The following is a 20,076-nucleotide window of genomic DNA, read 5'->3' as shown; positions in this document are numbered from 1 at the left end:
CAGCCATCGGCCTCATGACCCGCCGCCTGGCCCGCGGCGGACAGCCCGTCATCCGCCAAGCCCGGCGCCCCCTCGAATACCTATAACAAGATCCTTCTCAAACACGCACTAAGAGAGATTCAGATCATCTACTTCAGGGCGATGACTGCTCGTACGGCGGAAGCGCCGCAACTGAAAGGACAACCCAGCCAGTGAAGAGGTTCACCCTGCCTGGGACGGAAATCTCCGTCCCGAATGTCGTGCTCGGCCTCATGCGCATAGCAGAAAAGAGCGACACGGAGATCCGCGCGCTCGTGCGCGCCGCCCAGGAAGTCGGCATCGACTTCGTCGACCACGCCGATATCTACGGCCGGTCGCCGCACGAGTGCGAACGGCGATTCGCCGAGGCCATGCGGTTCACCGCCTCCGAACGCGACGCCGTCACCATCCAAACCAAAGTGGGCATCGTCGGAAGAGGTCCCTACTACGACCACTCCTACGAGCATGTCATCGCGGCGGTCGAAGAATCGCTACGCGCCTTGGACACAGATCGCATCGACATCCTGCTCTTGCACCGGCCCGACGCGCTCGTCGAGCCCGAAGAGGTCGCTCGGGCCTTCGACGAATTGGATGCCTCCGGGAAGGTGCGGGCGTTCGGTGTCTCCAACCACACTCCCGGCCAGATCGAGCTGCTCCGGCGCCACGTACGCCAGCCCATCGTTGTCAACCAGCTCCAGTTGTCGATCACCCACGCGCCGATCATCGCGCAGGGCCTGACGGCCAACATGGTGGGTGAACCTGAGTCGGTGACGCTCGACGGCGGCGGAGTCATCGATTACTGCCGACTCCACGACATCACCGTTCAGGCCTGGTCCCCGTTCCAGTCCGGGCGCGTCGATGGGGTCTTCCTTGGTGCGCCCGAGCACGCCGAACTCAACACGGTCATTGACCGGCTCGCCGCCGAGTACGGCGTGCCGCCCATCGCGATCGCCACCGCGTGGATCACCCGGCACCCCGCCCGTATGCAGGTCGTCCTCGGCACCACCACTCCCGACCGAGTAGCTGGGGCGGCCCAGGGCTCCGATCTCCCTCTCACCCGTGCCGAGTGGTACGACCTCTTCCGGGCCGCTGGCCACCGCCTTCCATGATCGGCCGCCGGACAACGGTGTCGCTCGCTCTGGACAGCGAACAGGTCCACTCGCGCCTGCTCGACGTACTGGCGGCGGGCTAGGGTTTGTCCGGTGGATCTTGGTCCTCCGGCTTGATAGTTGGCGCCCATCCGCTAAGGCGGATCCACACAACGCTGTCACCCGGCCGTATCCGAACCGCGTCGCCAACTTGGAGTCTCGCCAGCACCTCAAAGACGGCGCCGAGCGCCTCTTCACGGTCAGCCGCCGGATCGACGTCCACGTCGAGGTTGGAGAAGCCGAGCCCCGTACCAGCACCGCTCACTTCACCTCGACCCGCCAATGCCTCGTTCAGGTCGTCCTCGACATCATCACGGTCGACTCCTTCTGGCAACGGCCGATCGATGACGAGCTCGATGAAGTCCACCCGGTCATATTGACGTTCCCAGACCAACACCCGCCAGGCCGACAGTACCGAGGATCAAGCTCTACCGGACGCGGCCTAGCAACCAGCCCAGCCACAGCATCCCCATCGTCCTCCACCCTCGCCAAGATCATCCTACTTCCACGAGTACTCGACAGACCTGCCAGGGTGACGGGTGCGGGGCCAGCAAGGTCCACGAGCGAGTGTCTGGCTGGGTCGATCACGGCGCGGATGGCGCCCGCTTGCGCCCTTGACCTCGGCCCGCAGTTCCTCGTTGGTCAGCTCGGGCTGGGGCCAGCGCTCCTTTGACTGGTTGGCCTGACCAGGCCATTGCGGTTTCCTCGCCTTGTCGCGGGCGCGCGGCGCGAAACATACTCGGCTGACATCCCAACGGCGGCGGTGAGGTCTGTGTGGACCGGATTCGGCGTGATGTCGCCTTGTCGAACGTCCGCAGGCGGCTGGCGGCCGTCGAGCGGTCCGGGGACGCCGCGCCGCTGTTCGACGACGAGGCCGTCCGCGACGCGGCCGAGCTGGTGGAGTACGCGCGCGAGCATCCCTCCGACGCGCTGCCGGGCCTGGCGGCGGCGGGACGGCTGTACTGGAAGCGGTACCTGAGCGTGGTCGGCCGGGGCCGCGGCACCGACAACCCCGACTTCGTCGCCGTGCTGGCCTTGCTGGCGCCGGTGTACGCGGCCGACCGCGCGGCGGTCCCGCAGCCGCTCTGGCGCACACTGCGGGAGGTCGGGGACGGCTTCACCCAGTCGAGCCTCGTCGCGCAGGCCCCGGACGAGCTGCTCGACAGCGTGGCCGGCCTGGTCTCCGCCGGACCCGAGCACGCCGACTACGCCGAGGCCGCCACGCGCATCGCCGACGCGGCGACGGTCATGCTGCCGCGCGATCACCCCGTGCGTCCGCTGCTGGCGTCGGAGCTGGCCGTCGCCCTCGACCTCCGGTACCAGCACGAGGACGAGCAGGAATACCTCGACCGGGCCGTCGCCGTGGCCGCCGAGGCCGCGGCGGAGGCGCGCGGGCCGGTGCCGCTGTCGCGGCTCGGGCTGATCTCGTGGCGGCGGTACATGGTGGCCGGCGAGCGCGCCGACCTCGACCGGGCGGTGGAGGCGAACCGCGCCGCGGTGGACGCGGCGCGCCCCTCCGACCCGTCACTGGCGGGGTGCCTGCACAACCTGGCGCTGTCGCTGGACTCGCTCGCCGACCTGACCCGCGACCTCGACCTCTTCGAGGAGGCCGTGCTCGCGTCCCGGGAGGCGGTCGGCCTCACCGACCCCGCCCGCCCGATTGCGCTGCAGCACAAGGTCCTGCTGGTGAGCCTGCTCACCGACCGGTACACGGTCTATGGCGAACCGGGGGACCTGGACGAGGCCCTGCGGCTCGGGCGGGCCGCCACCGCGTCCGCCCGAGCCGGCGCCCCGGCCCTCGACACGATGCGGGCCGTCCTGGACAGGGCCGAGGAGCTCAATGCCGATCTTCCGTAGGAGCGCACCGCGGTTCCAGAACGCCCGCCAGGTCCTCACCCTGCGCGCCGAGGACGACCGGGAGGCGGTCGTGTTCACGGCACAGCGCCGGGACCGCACCCATCACCTTGTGGTGATCGCGTCTCCCGGGCGGACCGTGCCCTACACGACGATGCCGGCGGACATCCTCGCCGACCTCTTCGCCGGTCTGTGGGGCGAGGACGCTGGGAAAGCCTCCGAGCGGTCCGGTGGCACGGCCGCCGAAGCGCTCGTCCTGCTCGAACAGGCCGACGCCGAAGGGCAGTACCGGTCGCTGCCGTACGTCCTGCCCGATCCGCCGGATCCGCGGGTGCTCGCCGGGAACGCCCTCGCCGACACCACGGAGCCCGTGACCGCGCGCGGCCCGTACCGGGTGCCGTGGACCCTGGCGGTCGCGTACGTCGTCTCGGGACGATTCGTCGGCCGCCCGCAGCGGTTCGCGCTGGTCACCGGGGATCGCAGCCACTGGGTGGTGACGGACGGCGACCCGGGTGCCAGGCTGCGCCGCCTCTTCCACGACGTGATGGCCGCGCCCGAGTCCTCGGACGGCCTGAGCTGGCTCGCCGAACCTCCCGTGCCCGTCGCCCCCTGGACGTTCGTGCCTGAAGCGCTGGCGTCGGCATCCTCGCCCGCCGAGCTGACGCCCGCCGAGTTCGGCCGCGCCGTCCTGACCGCGACGACCGTCCACCGGCACGCCGGGCTGACGTACCGGTGGCGCGGCCTGGACGGCGACGGCGGGCACGCCGTCCACTACCGCCGCGACGACGACGAGCCCTGGACGTCCGCGACCCGGGACGCATGGCCGCCGAGCGACGTCGTCGTCGAGACGTTCGCGGCGGCCTGGGACGCCCGGCAGCGGATGTACGCCGCCGAGTACCTGCGCAGCGCCGTCCAGCTCGCGCAGGACGACCGGCTGGAGGAGGCGTTCCGCCAGTTCGCCTTCCACGTCCGGATGGCCCGCCCGGACACCGCCGAAGACGCCCGGGGCACGCTCGGAGGCGCGTTGGTCGTCGGGTACGCGCTGTACCAAGGCGAGCATCCGGACCTGGCCGAATGGGTCGCGACCAACGCGGCCTCACTCGCCGAGCGGTTCGCCGAGCACGACTTAAGGCGGCACCTGCTGAGGCTGGCCGCCATGGCGTGCGAGTCCCTCACCCAGCGCGCCGAGTCGCTGCTGCACTACGAGCAGGCCCTCGCCATCGACGCGCCCTTCGACGACCCCGTCCTGGAACGCGACCTGAACCTCGACTACGTGACGACGACCGTCCGGCTCATGGGCGACCACGAACCGGAAGGCCTGTTCCGCCGGGAACTCGAACCCGAGATGGCCGCGCTGCTGGGCAAGGCGGCCCGCCGCCTCGACCGCGCCGCCGGGCTCGTCGCCGCCGAACCCGCCGAGCGCAGCGGCTGGGCCCGCCTCGCCGTCGCCGTCTACCGGTGGCGGCTGCGCGACCTGGCCGGTGAGCACGAGGCCGCGGCGGCAGGCCTCGCCGGGCTGCTCGCCGACCCGGCCCTGGAACCGCACGGGCCGCTGCGGCAGAGCGCGGTGGTGTTCCGGCTCATGGCGCTCTGCAAGCTCGCCGACCAGGACCCCGCCTGGGCGGACCGCTACACCGAGGCGCTCACCGGGCCCGAAAGCGAAGGGCTGGAGGGGGACCGCGCCTGCGTGTACCTCGCCCTGCGCGCCGACCAGCTCGCCGGGCAGAGCGACGCCTACGAGGCCTTCACTAACGCCCTCCTCGCCCACCGGATCCAGCTGGCCGCTGACCGGCAGCGGATCCGGCAGCCGCGTCCCGGCGAACGGCACACCGGATGGCTCGCCATCGACGCCCTGGCGCGACTGCACTACCTGTCCGTGCTGATGATCCTGCAGGAGGGGGACAACCCCGACACCCGTTTCACCGGCCGTATCCGCATCCTCGTCACCGAGAGCGCCAAGGGCCGCTGGTTCCGGCGCGACCTCAGCCGCGGGCTGCGCACCGAGCCCGACGGCGCCCTGGTCTACGCGCCGGTCCGCGGCGCTGACGAGGGCCTGGACGAACGCCTGACCTGGACGCTCGACCTCCCCGCCGCGGAGGACGAGGTCACCGCCGGCCGCACCGCCCGGCGCCGTCTCGCCCCCGAGCCCCTCCTCCCGCCCGAGGCGGCCGACCCGTCCGGCCCCCAGGACCTGCGCGTGTTCGCCGACGCGTTCCCCGACTTCGACCTGACCGCGCTGCGCTCCCGGCTCCCCGAGGGGACCGCGCTGCTGTCCTTCTACGCCGCCCGCGACGTCAGCTACGTGATCTGCCTGACGCCCGGCCGCACCGCCAGCCTCCAGATCGATGTACCGCTGGACGGCCTCACCCGCGCGGCTATGTCTCTGCAGGCGGCGTTCTCCGGCACGGGCCTGCACGGCCGCATCGACCCCGACCGCCCGTTCGCCATGGACGACCGGCTCTACGCCCCCGTCCGGGACCTCGGATCGTGGCTGCATGAACTCGTCCCGATCCTCCGGGACGCACCGCTCATCATGATCGCCCCGCACGCGGCCTGGCACAACATCCCCGTGCACGCCCTGCTGCTGCCGGAGCTGTGGGAGACCGGCCGCAACCCGGCCCTGACCTACGTGCCCAGCATCGGCGTCGCCGAGGACCTGCTGCGCCGCGCCGCGGAGCGCCCGTCGGCTGTCGCCACCGCCGCGGTCGCGGCCGTCCCGGCGCGGGCCGCCGAGGTGGAGCAGTTCACCGGCTGCCGGGAGCGGATCGCCGCGGCGCTGCGCGGCTCCGGCGTCCGCGTGGACGAGCCGTCCGCGCGCGACGCCACACCGGACGAGGTGATGTCCGTCCTCGCGAAGACCGACCTCGTCCACGTCCTGGCTCATGGCTGGTACCGCGACAACGCCGAGGCGATGGACTCCGGCCTGGCCCTCGCCCGGACCCGGACCGACGACGGCCGGCTGTCCGGGCGCGACCTGCTCGGCGGTGCGATGGCCGCCGCTCACGTCACCTTCCAGGCGTGCTCGCTCGGACGCGTCGTCGTCTCCGCCGGCGACGACCAGTGGGGGCCCGCGCGGGCCGCCCTGCTCGCGGGCGCCGACAGCGTCCTCGCCCCAATGTGGGACGTCGACCTGCGCTCATCGACGGAACTGATCGCCCGCTTCTACGAGTCCTACCTGAAGGGCGGCGCCACCAAGGCGCGCGCCTTCACCGAAGCGCAGCGGACGATATACCAGTCCGGCGACGCCTGGCGGCACCCCTACCACTGGGCCGCCTTCAAACTGACGGGGGTCTGACCATGCCCGAGCTCGAACCCGCCCTCGCCTCGCTCACCGACGCGCAGGTGGCGCAGGTCCTGCAGCACCTGTTCAGCCGCTTCGATGACAGCGAGGTCCCGGCGGTCACCCAGGACGAGATCGACGCCCGCGTCAGCGCCGACCGCGCGTTCCTCGGCGAGCTGGCGGCCACCGCCGGCCCCCCGCCCGCCGCGCCCGGAGACGGCGACGTCCGCGCCCTGATCGCGGCGCTGGCGGAGGCCGTCCCGGAGACCCGCCCGGCCATCGACGCCGCCATTGCCAGAGCCGAATCCGAACGCACCCTGCCGATCGACCACGACACCGCCCTGAGCGTCCTGGCGATAGCGACGTCGGCAGCGATCCTGCGCCCCAGGTTCAGCTTTCGCCGCACGAGGAAGGAGGACGGCGACGACCTCCAGATCGACCTGGACATCCGGGGCACCCAGGGCATGGGCCGCGTCCTGGACATCATCACGCGCTTCCTGAACCTATGAACCCTTCAGAACGCCCCGTCGTGACTGAACCAGCGCACCGCGATCCGCCGTTGAAAGGGACCGTCGGCAGTGACGGACTTCGGTCACGTCGCTGGGAGAACTCGCTGGAAGAAAGGCTCAAGTTCAGCAGCACTTCACCCGTGCCTGTGCTCAACGGGCTCCTGGAGGGCTTCCGAAAGAAGGGGCGCTCTGCGATCCACCTCGTGAGCGCATAGCTCCCGAGGGCCGGGACAGTCGAGGCGAGACACCACGCCGAGTCGCTACGGAGAGTGATGGAAACTGGGAGGTGAACCTGTGACCTCGTTTGGGCGGGAGGGAGGTGATCTCCCAAAATCCTCCCACTCGATCACTGAGGCCCTCTCGCGTACTCGCGGGAGGGCCTGTGTAGTAGGGGTGGGCGATACTGGGTTCGAACCAGTGACCTCTTCGGTGTGAACGAAGCGCTCTCCCACTGAGCTAATCGCCCCGGCGGAACGTCCCGTGGGGCGTTCCGACGTCCGAAACTCTAGCGCATGTCGGGGGGTGCTCGCTCATCGAGCGCGGCGATCAGCGGGCGTGGGCGGGGGCGGTGTCGCGGCCGCCGGGGTGGCGGTGGCGCCAGACGACGAAGATCGTGGTGGCGACCAGGGACCAGGCGGCCAGCACGATGAACGGCAGGACGTGCTGGTGGGAGTGGAAGTAGATGGCGGTGTGCTGGGCGTTCACGGACGCGCCGGGCGGGAGCCAGCGGCCGATCAGGCCGAGGGGGGACGGCAGCAGGGGCCAGGAGACGGCGCCGCCGGAGGACGGGTTGCCGATCAGGACCATCAGGCCCCAGGTGGGGATCATGGCCCAGCGGCCGACGAGGGTGTTGAACATCGTGAAGACCATGCCGCTGGTGAACATGGTGAGGGCGCAGATGCCCCAGGACTCCTTGAAGGGGAGGTCCAGGACGCCGAGGAGGCCGTCGACGACGGCGCAGATCGCCAGGCCGCCGAGGACGGCGTAGGCGGCGATGAAGGAGATGCGCTCGCCGGCGTTGAGGGCGCGGGCGTGCACGCTGAGCTGGATGGCGCCCACGAAGCCGATGATCACCGAGGCGAGGGAGATGTAGAAGATCGCCAAGCCCTGGGGGTCGGTGGGCTGGAGCGGCTTGATGTCGCGGACGGTGAGGGGCACGCCGGTCTTCTGGCCGGCGATCGGGGCGGCCTGGGTGAGCAGGCGGGAGACCGAGGCGCCGGCGGCGGCCGCGACGTCCAGTTGGGCGCGGTCGCCCTGCAGGACGAGGATCGCGAACTCGCGCTGCTCGTCGACGGCGGCGCGGGCGGCGGCGTAGGTGGCGTAGTGGCGGATGGACAGGGAGGTGTCGAGGCCCGCGTCGAGGGCCTGGACGAGGTGGGCGGACTCCCCGTGGCCGGTGACGGCCATGGGGACGTGGCGGGGGGCGGGGTTGGCCATCGCGTAGCAGTAGGAGCCGGCGAAAAGGCCCGCGGCGGCGGCGAGGATGAACAGCAGGACGACGGCGGGGAGGAACGGGGACTCCCGGAAGGCCGTCCAGTGCTCGCGTACCGACCGGTGACGGGCGTGATCCATGTGATCACGCTAGGTGATCGGAGGTCAGTTCCAGAAGGTGAGGTCCTCGACGTTCCACGGCAGGGCGAAGCCGTAGGCGGCGAGGTAGCCGACGACGAGGGCGCCGGCGAGGACGCCTCCGGTGGCGCCGAGGACGGTGTTGCGGCGGCGTTTGCGGGGGTCGAGGGCCTTCTCCTTGGCGCGCTCGGCGGCGGCCTTGGCGCGGTGCAGGGCGGTCTGGGCCCAGGCGAACTCGGTGGCGAGGATGGCCAGGCCGAGGACGATCCCGACGATGCCGGGGCCGGGGGTGACCATCATGACGAGGCCGCCGGCGAGGACGGTCGCGCCGACCGCGAAGACGCCCGCGCGCCAGGCGGTGTTGAGGATCGGGTTGCGCCGGATGGTCTCGCGGAAGCGCCGCACGGGGCCGGATTCGCCCGGTGGAGCGTCCTTTTCATCATTAATTGTCACAGTTTTACCCTTGGCCAGAAGATCGCCGCCTCACGGTGCGAGCCTACCCGGCCGCGGCGGGTCCGCGGCGGACGTCGGCCTTCTGGCGAAGATCGGCTTTTGCGCAGGTCAGGAGCCGGTTTTGCGAGCGTGAGATGGATCACACCACCCGGGGGGCATGGAATGTCGGACCGCGGCGCGGCAGTTAGGCGTCATAGATCGGGGGGACATCCGTGTGAGGGAGAAGCACTCACCGGAGCACCCCGCGAGCCAGCGGGACCGACGTTAGAGGGAATGGCCATGAACAGCAGTACCACAGTCTCAGCGGAGCTGGGCCTTCGTCTCGTCGTCCCCGACCGCACGAGCGTTCCCCTGCTCGCCGGGCTGGAGTACGCGGCCGACGACCCGTACGCGATCCGGATGGCGTTCTACGTGGGCGACGACGAGCCGGTGGAGTGGATCTTCGCACGGGAGCTGCTCACCGTGGGGATCGTGCGCAAGGTCGGGGACGGGGACGTCGAGGTCTGGCCGGCCCGGGACGACGGGACGTTGAACATCGCGTTGTCGTCGCCGTTCGGCAACGCCCTGTTCGAGGTGCCGCTCCCGCCCCTGGCCGACTTCCTGCACCGCACCTACCAGGCCGTCCCGGCCGGGGAGGAGAGCGAGTTCATCGACATCGACGACGAGCTGGAGAACCTGCTCTGGCCGTCGTGATCACTCTGACAGCCGGGCCATGTGGCGCATCTTGTTCATCGCGTCCAGGGCGGCGACCTTGTACGACTCGGCCAGCGTGGGGTAGTTGAACACCGCGTTGACCAGGTAGTCGACGGTGCCGCCCAGGCCCATGACCGTCTGCCCGATGTGCACCAGCTCCGTGGCCCCGGTGCCGAAGACGTGCACGCCGAGGAGCCTGCGGTCGTCCGGGGAGACCAGGAGCTTGAGCATCCCGTAGGAATCGCCGATGATCTGGCCGCGGGCCAGCTCGCGGTAGCGCGACACGCCGACCTCGAAGGGCACCTTGGCCTCGGTCAGGGCGTCCTCGGTACGGCCGACGAAGCTGATCTCCGGGATGGTGTAGATCCCGATCGGCTGCAGGTCGATGATGTCCGACACCGGCTCGCCGCACGCGTGGTGGGCCGCGAGGCGTCCCTGCTCCATCGAGGTGGCCGCCAGGGACGGGAAGCCGATCACGTCGCCGACGGCGTAGATGTGCGGGACCTCGGTGCGGTAGTGCTCGTCCACCTTGATGCGGCCGCGGCGGTCCGCGGCGAGCCCCGCCGCCTCCAGCTGCAGGCCGTCCGTCATGCCCTGGCGCCCGGCGGAGTACATCACGGTGTCGGCGGGGATGCGCTTGCCGCTCTCCAGCACGGTGATCGCGCCGCGCGCCATCCGCTCGACGGACGCGACGGTCTCCCCGAACCGGAAGGTGACCGCGAGGTCGCGCAGGTGGTACTTGAGGGCCTCGACGATCTCCAGGTCGCAGAACTCCAGCATCCGCTCGCGCCGCTCGACCACGGTGACCTTGGTGCCGAGCGCGGCGAACATCGAGGCGTACTCGATGCCGATGACCCCGGCGCCGACCACGACCATCGTCTCGGGGACGTGGTCCAGGTTGATGATGCCGTCCGAGTCGATGATCGTCTTCTCGTCGAACGCGACGCTCTCCGGGCGCGCGGGGCGGGTGCCGGTCGCGATCACGATGCGGTCGGCGGTGACCTTCTGCTCCCGCCCGCCCGGCTCCCGGCCGCCGGAGACGGCGACCGCGTTCGGCTCGACGAACCGGCCGGTGCCCGGCAGCACGGTGACGTGGTTGCGGGCCAGCTGGCTGCGGATCACGTCGGTCTCCCGGCCGATGACGTGCTGGGTCCGCATGCCGAGGTCGGCGACCGTGATGTCGTCCTTGACCCGGTAGCTCTGGCCGTACAGCTCGCGCTGGTTGAGGCCTGTGAGGTAGAGGACGGCCTCGCGGAGGGTCTTGGACGGGATCGTCCCGGTGTTGATGCAGACCCCGCCCATCATCTCGCGGCGATCGACGACGGCCACCTTCCGGCCGAGCTTGGCGGCGGCGATGGCCGCCCGCTGCCCGCCGGGGCCCGAACCGAGGACGAGGAGATCGAAGTCATTCACGTTTCCAGTCTGACCGGGGGCCGCGCCCGGCATAAGGGTTTCCCGGGGACGAATCGCGATCTTCACGGCCTACCCTGGCCGTCGAGCGGACACAGGGAGATCAGGAAGCGGGGGCAGGGGTAGGTCATGAGCATGCGGATGCTGGGGATCGACATCGGCGGGTCGGGGATCAAGGGCGCCCCGGTCGACCTGTCCACCGGGGAGCTGGCCGAGGACCGGTACCGGGTCGCGACGCCGCAGCCGTCCGAGCCCGGCCCGGTGGCCGAGGTGGTCGCCGACGTGGTCCGGCACTTCGGGTGGGACGGGCCGGTCGGCGTCACCTACCCGGGCGTGGTGATCGACGGGGTGACGCTGTCGGCGGCGAACGTGTCGGAGCGCTGGCTGGGGCTGGACGCGGCGTCGCTCATGGCGGACGCGACCGGGCGGGACATCACCCTGCTGAACGACGCGGACGCGGCCGGGGTCGCGGAGATGCGGCTCGGCGCGGGACGCGATCGCAAGGGCACGGTGGTGGTGCTGACGCTCGGGACGGGCATCGGCAGCGCGCTGTTCACCGACGGGGTGCTGGTGCCGAACACCGAGTTCGGGCACATCGAGATCCGCGGGAAGGACGCCGAGGTGCGGGCGTCGGCGAAGGCCCGCGAGGAGCACGACCTCGGCTGGGAGCGGTGGGCGAAGCGACTGAGCGAGTACATGGCGCGGCTGGAGGCGCTGATCTCGCCGTCGCTGATCATCGTGGGCGGCGGGGTGAGCAAGAAGGCGGACCGGTTCGTCCCGCTGATCGAGGGCGTGCGGGCGCCGATCGTCCCGGCGCGGCTGGTGAACAACGCCGGGATCGTCGGCGCGGCGATGGCGGCGGCCGCGGCGCATCCGGCCGAGGCCGCCCGCTGACCTCCGCCGCCTCCGCCCGCCTCAGCGCATCCGGAGGCGGACCGTGGCGATCTCCCAGGGGCGCAGTGCCAGCGCGAACGTCCCGGCGTGCACGTCGAGCGGTACGCCGGGGCGTCCGCGCAGGTCGGCGCGGGTGGCCTCGGTGAACGCCCCGCGCAGCACGGCGGTGGTCGGCACGGGCGTCTCGGCGACCATCCGCGCCTCGATCCAGCCGTCGCCGCGGGGGCGCAGCGAGGTCATGGCGACGCCGGGGCCGGTGATCGAGACGCCGTCCCGGGACGGCGGGGCGGGCGCGTCCGCCGGGCCGTAGCCGGCGGCGGCGAGCAGGTCGTGCCGGTACCGCTCGGCGGCCTCCACCACGTCGTCGCCGGGCCGGTCGCCGCCGTACGGCATGATCGCCATCCCGACCGTCCGCTCGCCGCGGGACTGGGCGCCCGGGGTCGGCAGCTGCGGGCCGGCGGGCTGGTCGCGGTAGGCGTTGCGGTCGCGGGACAGGTAGCCGATCGAGCGCATCAGGGTGAGGGCGATCTCGCGGCCGCCGCCGGTGACCTCGTACTCGGTGGCGTGCTCCAGCAGGACGGCCAGGCCGCCGGCGGCGACGAACCCGTTCGCGGGGTAGGTCGGCAGCGGCCGCTCCCCGAACCCGCCCTCGGCCGTCAGCCCGCGCTCGACGATCGCGAACTGCCCTTCGGCGAACGACGACCCCGCCTGCCGGGGCAGCGCCGCGTGCAGCCGGACGCGGTGGTCGGCGCAGCGGTTGTCGAAGGTGACGCGCAGCCGCAGGAACGGCTCGCCGGCGCGCAGCTCGGCGCGGGTGACGACGGTGACCTCCTCCTCCGTCTCGGACCGGGCGCCGGCCGCGGCGTCGCCGTGCGCGGGCCAGCGGTACGTCCGGACGATGTCGAGCGCGGCGACGAGCGGCCCGTCCCAGACCGGCTCGACGCGGACCGACTCCGGCGCGCCGACGAGGCGGTCCGCGGCGGGCGGGGCGTGGTTGTAGGAGTCGCCGAGGTCGCCGCCGTCCACGATCCGGCCGATGCCCTCGATCACGGCGCCGCCGGGCGTGCGCAGCCCGATCGTGCCGCCGTCGCGGACCTCGGCGCGCAGCAGCCCGTTGTCCAGGGCGTGCCCGTCGGTCCTGACCGGATCGTCGACGGCCGCCGGGGCGCCCGTGCGGACGGCCGCCAGCCCCAGCGCGGGCACCTCGACGAGCGCGGCGACGCTCCGGCGCGGGTCGGCCAGGATCCGGACCCGCCACTCCCCCTCGGCGCCGCTCAGCGCCTCCCGCACGTCGCCGATGTCGAACGGGGTGTCCGCGCGGGCCGTGACGTGGAAGGTGAGCGTGCGGTCGTCCCGCGACACCGACCAGTCGCGGATCTCCTGCCCGAACAGGACCCGCCCGTAGACCCGCTCCAGCAGGACGGGCAGGGCGGACGCGGGGTGGACGGCATCGTCCAGCACGGTCGGCGCGGTCTCCAGCACCTGGACGGGCACCGGGCGGCCGTCGCCCGTCTCCAGCCCCGGCTCGCCGCCGCCGGGGACGTCGAGGAACACCAGCCCGGTCCGGGCGTCCGGGGTCGGGTTGAACACCAGGTGCGCGCCGAGCGGCACGGACGCGGCGCGCTCGGCGGTGACCAGGTCGCAGACGGCCCGGCCGAGCTGCTCGGCCTCGGCCATCCGGGCGGCGACCTGCTCGGCGGTCTCGTCGCTGCCGCAGCCGGTGACGGAGTCGTGGCAGCTGACCTCGACGAGGCGCCGCCAGGCCAGGTCGAGGAACCGCTGCGCGTCGCCCGTGTACCAGAGCGCGGCGAGCGGTTCGGCGTACCGTTCGACGAGCCGCTCGGCGCGTCCCATCAGCTGCTTCAGCCGGGGCCGCACCGAGATCACGCCGGGCAGGATGTTGGCGCGGGCGTGCGAGCGCAGCTCCCCGCGCACCCGGGTCAGGCCGGTCGTGGACGGGTCCTGGCCCGCGAAGTACCCGGCGAGGGTGTCCAGCCGCATGGGGACGCCGGCGCCGCCGACGCGGTCGGCGAGGTCGGCGGCGGGCGCGGTGTGGTCGGCGCCGTACATCGCCAGCAGCGGGCCGCCGTCGGGGTACCAGGGGCCCATCGCCTCGGCGAACCCGGCGGCGCGGCCGGGCAGCAGCGACGCGCCGTCCGCGAAGTCCTCGAACATCGACGCGGCGTTGCCGTAGCCGCCCTCGGGCAGGTACTGGGTGCGGACCGCGGTGCCGTCCGGCGCCTCCCACGCGAACGACCTGGCCCGGACCCGGTCGGGGACGCCGCGCCACACGCACGCGTGCTCGATCCCCGCGAGCCGGAGGATCTGCGGGGTCTGCGCGCAGTGCCCGAACTGGTCGGGCAGGTAGCCGACCATCATCGCCGCGCCCAGCTCCTCGGCGCGGCGCATCCCGAGTTCGAGGTTGCGGACGATGTTCTCTCCCGAGCACAGGAACTCGTCGTGCAGGATCTGCCAGGGGCCGACGGCGAGGCGCCCGTCCCGGACCAGCGCGGCGACCCGCTCGCGCCGCTCGGGGCGGATCTCCAGGTAGTCGTCGACGGCGGCCATCTGGCCGTCGAGGGTGAAGCGCCAGCGCGGGTCGGCCTCCATCCGGTCGACGACGCCGTCCATCAGCGACACCAGCCGCAGCCGGAACCGCTGGAACGGCAGGTACCACTCGCGGTCCCAGTGGGTGTGGGGCACGACGACGATCTCGGGGGCGTTCAGCCGCACAGTGCGATCACCTCGTTCTCGTGGGATTCCAGCCGGTGCATGCCCGGTCCCTCCGCCGGGACCCGGACCTTGTCGCCCCGGACGGCGAGGCGCCGCCCGTCCGGCCGGACGAGGACGGTGCCGTCGGCGTCCAGCGCGATCAGGTCGTCCTCGACGCGCAGCAGGACCGGCGCGTCCGGGCCCGCGGAGATCGCCACCCGCCCGGCGGCGAGCGCGTCGAGCACCCGGTCCTCCTCGGCGAGCGCCCAGGTGACGGGCTCGCCGAGGTTCTTGAACTGGGCGGGGTCGTGGAAGTCGCTGCCGCCGAGCGGGACGACCCCGGTGGGCCGCCACACGTCCGCCCAGGCCAGCGGGGCGCCCCAGCGCCGGTCCCACCAGGACGGGTGCCAGATCTCGGCGAACCTCGGCCGCGACTCGGGCGGCAGCGGCCGGCGCCACGCGCAGTCGCCGCTGAGCGGATGGTTGATCGACATCAGGCCGCCGCGCGCCTCCGCGAACGCGGCCCAGTCGGCGCTCGGGCGGCGGAAGTCGACCCAGCCGGTGTCGCCGAACACGTTCGCGTGCCCGAGGTCGGTGGTGACCTCCTGGCCGGGCAGCAGCAGGACGCCCGCGTGGGCGCCGGCGGCGGGCAGCTCGGGATGGTGGCTGACGGTGTTGTGGTCGGTCACCGCGAGGTAGTCCAGCCCGCGCGACGCGGCGAGGCAGGCCAGTTCGTGGACGGTGAGCGTCCCGTCGCTGTGCACGGTGTGCGAGTGCAGGTCCCCCGCGAGCCACCGCATGCCGGACGGGGCGGGCGGGGCGGGCAGGTCGCGGCGCGGCGGGCGTTCGGGGCGGGGCGGCGGCGCGGGGGCCTCCGGGCGCGGTGGCGGCGACGACGAGGTGGTCACCGTGACCTCGTACGGGACGCCGTCCGGCGGGATCCGGTGCAGGCCGAGCCACACGTGCCAGGTGCCCGGTTCGAGCTCGCCCGGCAGGTAGCCGGGCGTCGCCCAGTCCGCGGCGACCGTGTACGTGAGGCGGGCGCCGCCCGACCAGCCGCGGAACCCGCCGGGCCCGCCGCAGCCGAGGTCGATGACGCCGCCGTCGAACGACAGCTCCACCGTGACCGCCGCCGTCCCGGCCGGGACGTCGAACGGCAGTTCCCGCAGCCCCTGCTCGAGGCGGTCTTCCAGGGTCCATCTCCCCCGATGAACGGTCATCCGTTCTCCTTCCCGGTCGGGGCCATCCTCGGTTCGGGCACATCGGACGGGTCCGCCGCGGCCACCAGCTCGCCGTCGCGGTACAGCAGGACGCGGCCGGGGCGGGGCAGCGCCCAGCCCTCGTCGCCGGGCGCGGGCTCGCGCCCCTCCCCGACGACGACGTGCACCGGCTCGCCCGCCACGTCCAGCGTCACCAGGGCGCTGCCGCCCAGGTGCTCGACCACGGACACGCGCCCGGCGAACGCCCCGCCGGCGGGCCGGTCGGCGTAGTCGAGGTACTCCGGTCGTACCCCGCACACGATCTCCTCCCCCGCCGGGATCGCCCGCGCCTCGTCCGGCAGGGGCAGGACGGCGCCGGCCGCGACGACGTGCCCGTCCTCGACGCGCCCGGGGAGCAGGTTCATGGGTGTGGAGCCGATGAACGACGCGACGAACAGGTTCGCGGGGCGCCGGAACACCTCGGTGGGGGTGCCGAGCTGCCGGATCCGCCCCTTCTCCATGACCGCGATGCGGTCGGCGAGCGCGAGCGCCTCCGCCTGGTCGTGGGTGACGAACACGGTGGTCACGGCCAGTTCCTTCTGCAGCCGCTTGAGGAACGTGCGGGCCTCCAGGCGCAGGCGGGCGTCGAGGTTGGACAGCGGCTCGTCCAGCAGGAAGATCCGGGGTTCGGCGACCAGCGCGCGGGCCAGCGCGACCCGCTGCTGCTGGCCGCCCGACAGCTCGCCGGGACGCCGGCCCCCGAGCCCCTCCAGGCCGAGGTACTCGGCGGCCTCGGCGGCGCGGGCGTGCCGGTCGGCCTTGGCCCGCTTCTTGATCCTCAGCGGGTAGGCGATGTTGTCCAGGACGCTCATGTGCGGGAAGAGCGCGTAGTCCTGGAACACCATGCCGACGTCGCGGCGGCCCGGCGGCAGCCGCGTGACGTCGGCGCCGCCGAGCGCGACCGTCCCGGACGTCGCGGACTCCAGCCCCGCGACGGTCCGCAGCAGCGTGGTCTTGCCGCAGCCGGACGGGCCGAGCAGCGCGAAGAACTCGCCGTCCGCGACGTCGAGGTCCAGCGCGTCCAGGGCCCGCACGCCGCCCGGATAGACCTTCGTCAGCTCCCGAATGGTGATGGCCGCCATCAGCGCTTGATCCCTCCGTGGAAGCGGAACCCGTACCGGCGGCTCACGAACAGGTACATGGCCACGACCGGCAGGGAGTACAGCAGCGAGAACGTGGAGATCAGGGGCAGGTCGGGCTGGCCGCCCTCGGTGTAGAACGTGTACATGATCACGGACGCGGGGGCCTTGTCCGGGTTGCGCAGCAGCAGGAACGGCATCAGGAAGTCGCCCCACACCTGCGCGACCGTCCACACCCCGACCGTGGCGAGGCCGGGGCGGATCACCGGGACGACCACGTGCCGCAGGATCTGCAGCGGCGACGCGCCGAACACCCGCGCGGCCTCCTCGTAGGACGTCGGCGTCGCGTCGGTGAAGTCCTTCAGCAGGAAGATCGCCGCGGGGAGGAGCCCGCCGGTCAGCACCAGGATCACCCCGAGCCGCGAGTCGATCAGGTGCAGGTTGAAGGCCAGCAGGAAGATCGGCACCATCGCCGCCGTCCCGGTGATGATGGACGACAGCAGGAGCAGGACGTACAGCAGCGCGTCCCGTCCCGGCACCCGGACGCGGCTCAGCGCGTACGCGGCGAGCGCCGCGCACACGACCACGAGCAGGGCCGTCCCGGCGGCGAGCAGCACCGAGTTCCGCAGCGACTCCAGCGCGTACGGGTTGTCCATGAGGACCTTGAAGTTGTGCAGGGTGAAGTCGGGCAGGGACGCCGCGATGCCGGGGTCGGCGTCGAAGGGGGTGAACGCGAGCCACAGCAGCGGCAGCGCGAAGAACCCGAGGACGGCCGACACGAACGTGGCCAGCCCGATCCTGCGCAGCACCTCTCTGACCAGGGCGTTCATGCGGCCACCGCCCGACCGGACGCGCGCTTCCCGCGGTCGCGGAGCGCCCGCAGGTAGACCAGCGCGATCACCAGGTTGATCAGGATCATGATCAGCGAGATGGCGGCGCCGAAGCCGAGCCGGCCGTCGCCGAGCGCGGTCCGGTAGACGTACACCGACATGATCTCCGAGCGGTGGTCCGGCCCGCCGGCCGTGATGAGGAACGGGGTGAAGTCGTTGAACGTCCACAGGCTGATCAGCAGCAGGCTGGTGAGGACGTGCCCGCGGATGCGCGGCAGCACCGCGTCCCGCAGCGTCTGGAACGTGGACGCCCCGGCCAGCCGCGCCGTCTCCAGATGCGAGGGTGGAACGTTCCCGAGCGCGGCGCCGTACAGCATCATCGAGAACGCGGTGCCGTGCCAGACGTTGAACACGGTCACGCACGCCATCGGATGGTCGATCAGCCAGGCCGTGCCGGGCGTGCCGAGCAGCGCGTTCAGCGTGCCGCCGTCGCGGTCCAGCAGCGCGATCCACAGGAACGCGATCACCGATCCCGGCAGGATCCACGCCAGCAGCACCAGCGCCTCCACGACCCGCCGGACGAACCCCGTCCGGTCGCGCATCACCCAGGCGATCGCGAACCCGAGCAGCGTCTGCCCGACCACCGCCGAGCCGAGCACGAACTGCAGGGTCAGCCACAGCGAACGGTGGAAGTCGCCGTCGCCGAGCACGTCGCCGTAGTTGTGCGCGCCGACGAACTTCGGCTCGCTGGCCGCGATCCCCGTCAGCCGGTAGTCGGTCGTGCCGAGGTAGAGCGTCCAGATGGCCGGGAACACCAGGAACACGGCGATGAGGACCAGCGCGGGCGCGACGAACGCCGCCGCGCGCCCGCGTCCGAGCCCCGCCGCGTCCCCGCCGGCGGACGCCGCGGCGGTGCCGCCGCGGCGCGCCGCCTCACCGGGGGGAGACGTGAGAGGGGCCACCGACGATCCCTTCCAGCTTCTTGGCGTACTGCGCGGCGGCCTGGTCCGGGCTCTTGCCCGCCACGATCGCCGCCGTGGCCTCCTGCAGCGCCGTCGACACCTGCGGGTAGACCGCCAGGCCCGGCCGGTAGGACGTGACCGGCAGGACCTTCTCGGACACGAACGACAGCAGCGGGTCGCCCGCGAGGATCTGCTTGTTGACGTCCGTCCGGGACGTGATCTCGGGGGTCCCCGCGGTGCGCGCCTTGACCATGTCCGCGGAGTTCATGAACTCCATGAACTCGAAGGCCTGCTGCGGGTACTTGGTGTTCGGGTTCATCACGGTCAGCGGCCCGCCGGACATGCTCACGAACGACTGCCCGCGCACGCCCTTGCCCGGGGAGACCGCCGGGATCAGCGCGAACCCGACGTCGGTGTCGCGGGTCCTCATCTTCGCGACGCCGTCCTTGGGGTTCAGCACGTCCCGCCAGAGGTAGTCGCCCTCCGCCAGCACGCCGATCTTCCCCGCGGCGAACTCCTCGAACGACTTGTCGCGGCCCTTCGCCTCCTCCTGGAGCTTCGGATCGCCGAGCCTCTCGGACCCGTAGATCTGGGCGTACAGGCCGAGGACGCTCTTGAGCGCCGGCCCGCCGCCGGTCCACGTGCCGTCCTGGTAGATCTGGGCGCCCGCGCCCGCCAGCAGCGGCAGCACCCCCTGCATGCTCGTCGCCTCGCCCATCGCGGTGCCCGCGTCCAGCTGGATCGGGGTCACGCCGGGGAGCCGCTTGAGCGCGCGGCCGGCCGCGACGACGTCCTGCCAGCTCTTCGGCTGCCAGTCCGCCGGCAGGCCCGCCCGCGCGAACAGCCTCTTGTTGAAGTAGAGGAGGCGCCCGTCGGTACCGGACGGTATGCCGTACTTCCTGCCGTCGAACAGCGCCAGCTGCTGGACCGATCCAGGGATCTGCGTCCAGCCGTCCCAGGCGTCCGCCGGGGCGCCCACGACCTCGCTCAGCGGCCTGATGTACCCGGCCTGGGCGAACTCCCCCACCCAGATGCCGTCGATGTCCATGACGTCGGCGCCCGACCGCGACTTCAGGTCCAGCGCGAGCTTGGTCTTGTAGGCCTCGTCGTCCACGCCCTGGCCGCGGAAGGTCACCTTCGCGGTGATCCCCTTCGCCTTCTCGGCGGCCACGAACCTCGGGATGACGGTCTTGGTGAGCCACTCGGCCTCGCCGGCGTTCTTGCCGCCCGCGATGGCGTTCCGGGTGATGGTGAGGGTGAAGCTCTTGGCGTCCTTGCCGCGATTCGGATCGGTCGAGGATCCGCCGCCGCCGCAGCCGGCGAGCACCGCGCCCGCCAGCACGAGCGCGGCCGCCGCGCCGATCCGCCTTCTGGAGATGTCCCTGCGGGAGCCGACCATGGGTGAC

The 20,076-nt window shown here is 72.3% G+C and carries 16 protein-coding genes and 1 tRNA gene; 6 read left to right on the top strand and 11 right to left on the bottom strand.

What is annotated here, in order from left to right; genetic code table 11:
- The first annotated feature begins 191 nt into the window (after positions 1-191).
- Positions 192-1,127: an aldo/keto reductase gene (locus tag ABT299_RS32705; RefSeq protein WP_500253091.1), complete on the top strand. Its 936-nt coding sequence runs from the start codon at positions 192-194 to the stop codon at positions 1,125-1,127.
- A gap of 79 nt (positions 1,128-1,206) precedes the next feature.
- On the opposite strand, the gene ABT299_RS32700 is transcribed toward ABT299_RS32705, so the two are convergent.
- Positions 1,207-1,533: a hypothetical protein gene (locus tag ABT299_RS32700; RefSeq protein WP_500253090.1), complete on the bottom strand. Its 327-nt coding sequence runs from the start codon at positions 1,531-1,533 to the stop codon at positions 1,207-1,209.
- 434 nt (positions 1,534-1,967) lie between these two features.
- Here ABT299_RS32700 and ABT299_RS32695 point away from each other — a divergent pair, with 434 nt between their 5' ends.
- Genes ABT299_RS32695 through ABT299_RS32685 form a run of 3 tightly spaced genes read left to right on the top strand, consistent with a single transcriptional unit; the run spans position 1,968 to position 6,809 of the window.
- Positions 1,968-3,023, top strand: a complete 1,056-nt coding sequence (locus tag ABT299_RS32695) for a hypothetical protein (protein ID WP_500253089.1) — start codon at positions 1,968-1,970, stop codon at positions 3,021-3,023.
- On the top strand, positions 3,007-6,315 hold the full coding sequence (locus tag ABT299_RS32690; protein WP_500253088.1) for a CHAT domain-containing protein: 3,309 nt from the start codon (positions 3,007-3,009) through the stop codon (positions 6,313-6,315). Before ABT299_RS32695 ends, ABT299_RS32690 begins: the two co-directional genes overlap by 17 nt.
- A 2-nt stretch (positions 6,316-6,317) precedes the next feature.
- On the top strand, positions 6,318-6,809 hold the full coding sequence (locus tag ABT299_RS32685; RefSeq protein ID WP_500253087.1) for a hypothetical protein: 492 nt from the start codon (positions 6,318-6,320) through the stop codon (positions 6,807-6,809).
- A 394-nt stretch (positions 6,810-7,203) separates the two neighbouring features.
- Here ABT299_RS32685 and ABT299_RS32680 read toward each other — a convergent pair.
- From ABT299_RS32680 to ABT299_RS32670, 3 genes are all read right to left on the bottom strand, one after another.
- Positions 7,204-7,275, bottom strand: a tRNA-Val gene (locus ABT299_RS32680).
- An 80-nt stretch (positions 7,276-7,355) separates the two neighbouring features.
- Positions 7,356-8,381 (bottom strand): ABC-2 transporter permease, encoded by a 1,026-nt coding sequence (locus tag ABT299_RS32675; protein ID WP_433152567.1) that lies wholly within the window; start codon positions 8,379-8,381, stop codon positions 7,356-7,358.
- A 24-nt stretch (positions 8,382-8,405) separates the two neighbouring features.
- Positions 8,406-8,783 carry a PGPGW domain-containing protein gene (locus ABT299_RS32670; RefSeq protein WP_347256916.1) on the bottom strand — a complete coding sequence of 126 codons (378 nt, stop codon included), beginning with the start codon at positions 8,781-8,783 and terminating at the stop codon, positions 8,406-8,408.
- A 327-nt stretch (positions 8,784-9,110) separates the two neighbouring features.
- Between ABT299_RS32670 and ABT299_RS32665 the strand changes: the two genes are divergently transcribed.
- The gene (locus ABT299_RS32665) at positions 9,111-9,524 is read left to right on the top strand and encodes an SsgA family sporulation/cell division regulator (protein WP_151541842.1); all 414 of its coding nucleotides are present in this window, start codon (positions 9,111-9,113) and stop codon (positions 9,522-9,524) included.
- On the opposite strand, the gene sthA is transcribed toward ABT299_RS32665, so the two are convergent.
- Positions 9,525-10,937 carry a Si-specific NAD(P)(+) transhydrogenase gene (gene sthA, locus ABT299_RS32660; protein WP_190862235.1) on the bottom strand — a complete coding sequence of 471 codons (1,413 nt, stop codon included), beginning with the start codon at positions 10,935-10,937 and terminating at the stop codon, positions 9,525-9,527.
- Positions 10,938-11,069: 132 nt separating this feature from the next.
- Between sthA and ppgK the strand changes: the two genes are divergently transcribed.
- Positions 11,070-11,828, top strand: a complete 759-nt coding sequence (ppgK, locus tag ABT299_RS32655) for a polyphosphate--glucose phosphotransferase (protein ID WP_190862273.1) — start codon at positions 11,070-11,072, stop codon at positions 11,826-11,828.
- Between the two features lie 21 nt (positions 11,829-11,849).
- On the opposite strand, the gene ABT299_RS32650 is transcribed toward ppgK, so the two are convergent.
- From ABT299_RS32650 to ABT299_RS32625, 6 genes are read right to left on the bottom strand one after another with little or no spacing between them, the layout of a single operon-like run.
- Positions 11,850-14,561 (bottom strand): glycoside hydrolase family 38 N-terminal domain-containing protein, encoded by a 2,712-nt coding sequence (locus ABT299_RS32650; protein ID WP_500253086.1) that lies wholly within the window; start codon positions 14,559-14,561, stop codon positions 11,850-11,852.
- Complete coding sequence (locus tag ABT299_RS32645; RefSeq protein WP_500253085.1) at positions 14,552-15,760, bottom strand: CehA/McbA family metallohydrolase; 1,209 nt, start codon at positions 15,758-15,760, stop codon at positions 14,552-14,554. Before ABT299_RS32645 ends, ABT299_RS32650 begins: the two co-directional genes overlap by 10 nt.
- Positions 15,757-16,881: an ABC transporter ATP-binding protein gene (locus ABT299_RS32640; protein ID WP_190862241.1), complete on the bottom strand. Its 1,125-nt coding sequence runs from the start codon at positions 16,879-16,881 to the stop codon at positions 15,757-15,759. Before ABT299_RS32640 ends, ABT299_RS32645 begins: the two co-directional genes overlap by 4 nt.
- Positions 16,881-17,708, bottom strand: a complete 828-nt coding sequence (locus ABT299_RS32635; protein ID WP_433152555.1) for a carbohydrate ABC transporter permease — start codon at positions 17,706-17,708, stop codon at positions 16,881-16,883. The genes ABT299_RS32640 and ABT299_RS32635 overlap by 1 nt, the downstream gene beginning before the upstream one ends.
- The gene (locus ABT299_RS32630; protein ID WP_190862245.1) at positions 17,705-18,670 is read right to left on the bottom strand and encodes an ABC transporter permease subunit; all 966 of its coding nucleotides are present in this window, start codon (positions 18,668-18,670) and stop codon (positions 17,705-17,707) included. The genes ABT299_RS32635 and ABT299_RS32630 overlap by 4 nt, the downstream gene beginning before the upstream one ends.
- Positions 18,642-20,069, bottom strand: coding sequence for an extracellular solute-binding protein (locus ABT299_RS32625; protein WP_500253084.1), 1,428 nt, complete (start codon positions 20,067-20,069; stop codon positions 18,642-18,644). The genes ABT299_RS32630 and ABT299_RS32625 overlap by 29 nt, the downstream gene beginning before the upstream one ends.
- Positions 20,070-20,076: the final 7 nt, after the last annotated feature.

The organism is Spirillospora sp. NPDC000708, assembly GCF_040299565.1.
Classification (GTDB): Bacteria; Actinomycetota; Actinomycetes; order Streptosporangiales; family Streptosporangiaceae; genus Spirillospora.
Note: the sequence above shows the minus strand (reverse complement) of the source record. Positions and strands in the feature narration are given on the sequence as shown.

What these genes read in the sequence shown, in the direction of transcription:
- ABT299_RS32690 (WP_500253088.1), top strand. Translation starts at nt 3,007, where the DNA reads ATGCCGATCTTCCGTAGGAGCGCACCGCGGTTCCAGAACGCCCGCCAG.
- ABT299_RS32685 (WP_500253087.1), top strand. Translation starts at nt 6,318, where the DNA reads ATGCCCGAGCTCGAACCCGCCCTCGCCTCGCTCACCGACGCGCAGGTG.
- ABT299_RS32675 (WP_433152567.1), bottom strand. Translation starts at nt 8,381, where the DNA reads ATGGATCACGCCCGTCACCGGTCGGTACGCGAGCACTGGACGGCCTTC.
- ABT299_RS32665 (WP_151541842.1), top strand. Translation starts at nt 9,111, where the DNA reads ATGAACAGCAGTACCACAGTCTCAGCGGAGCTGGGCCTTCGTCTCGTC.
- ppgK (WP_190862273.1), top strand. Translation starts at nt 11,070, where the DNA reads ATGCGGATGCTGGGGATCGACATCGGCGGGTCGGGGATCAAGGGCGCC.
- ABT299_RS32645 (WP_500253085.1), bottom strand. Translation starts at nt 15,760, where the DNA reads ATGACCGTTCATCGGGGGAGATGGACCCTGGAAGACCGCCTCGAGCAG.
- ABT299_RS32640 (WP_190862241.1), bottom strand. Translation starts at nt 16,881, where the DNA reads ATGGCGGCCATCACCATTCGGGAGCTGACGAAGGTCTATCCGGGCGGC.
- ABT299_RS32635 (WP_433152555.1), bottom strand. Translation starts at nt 17,708, where the DNA reads ATGAACGCCCTGGTCAGAGAGGTGCTGCGCAGGATCGGGCTGGCCACG.
- ABT299_RS32625 (WP_500253084.1), bottom strand. Translation starts at nt 20,069, where the DNA reads ATGGTCGGCTCCCGCAGGGACATCTCCAGAAGGCGGATCGGCGCGGCG.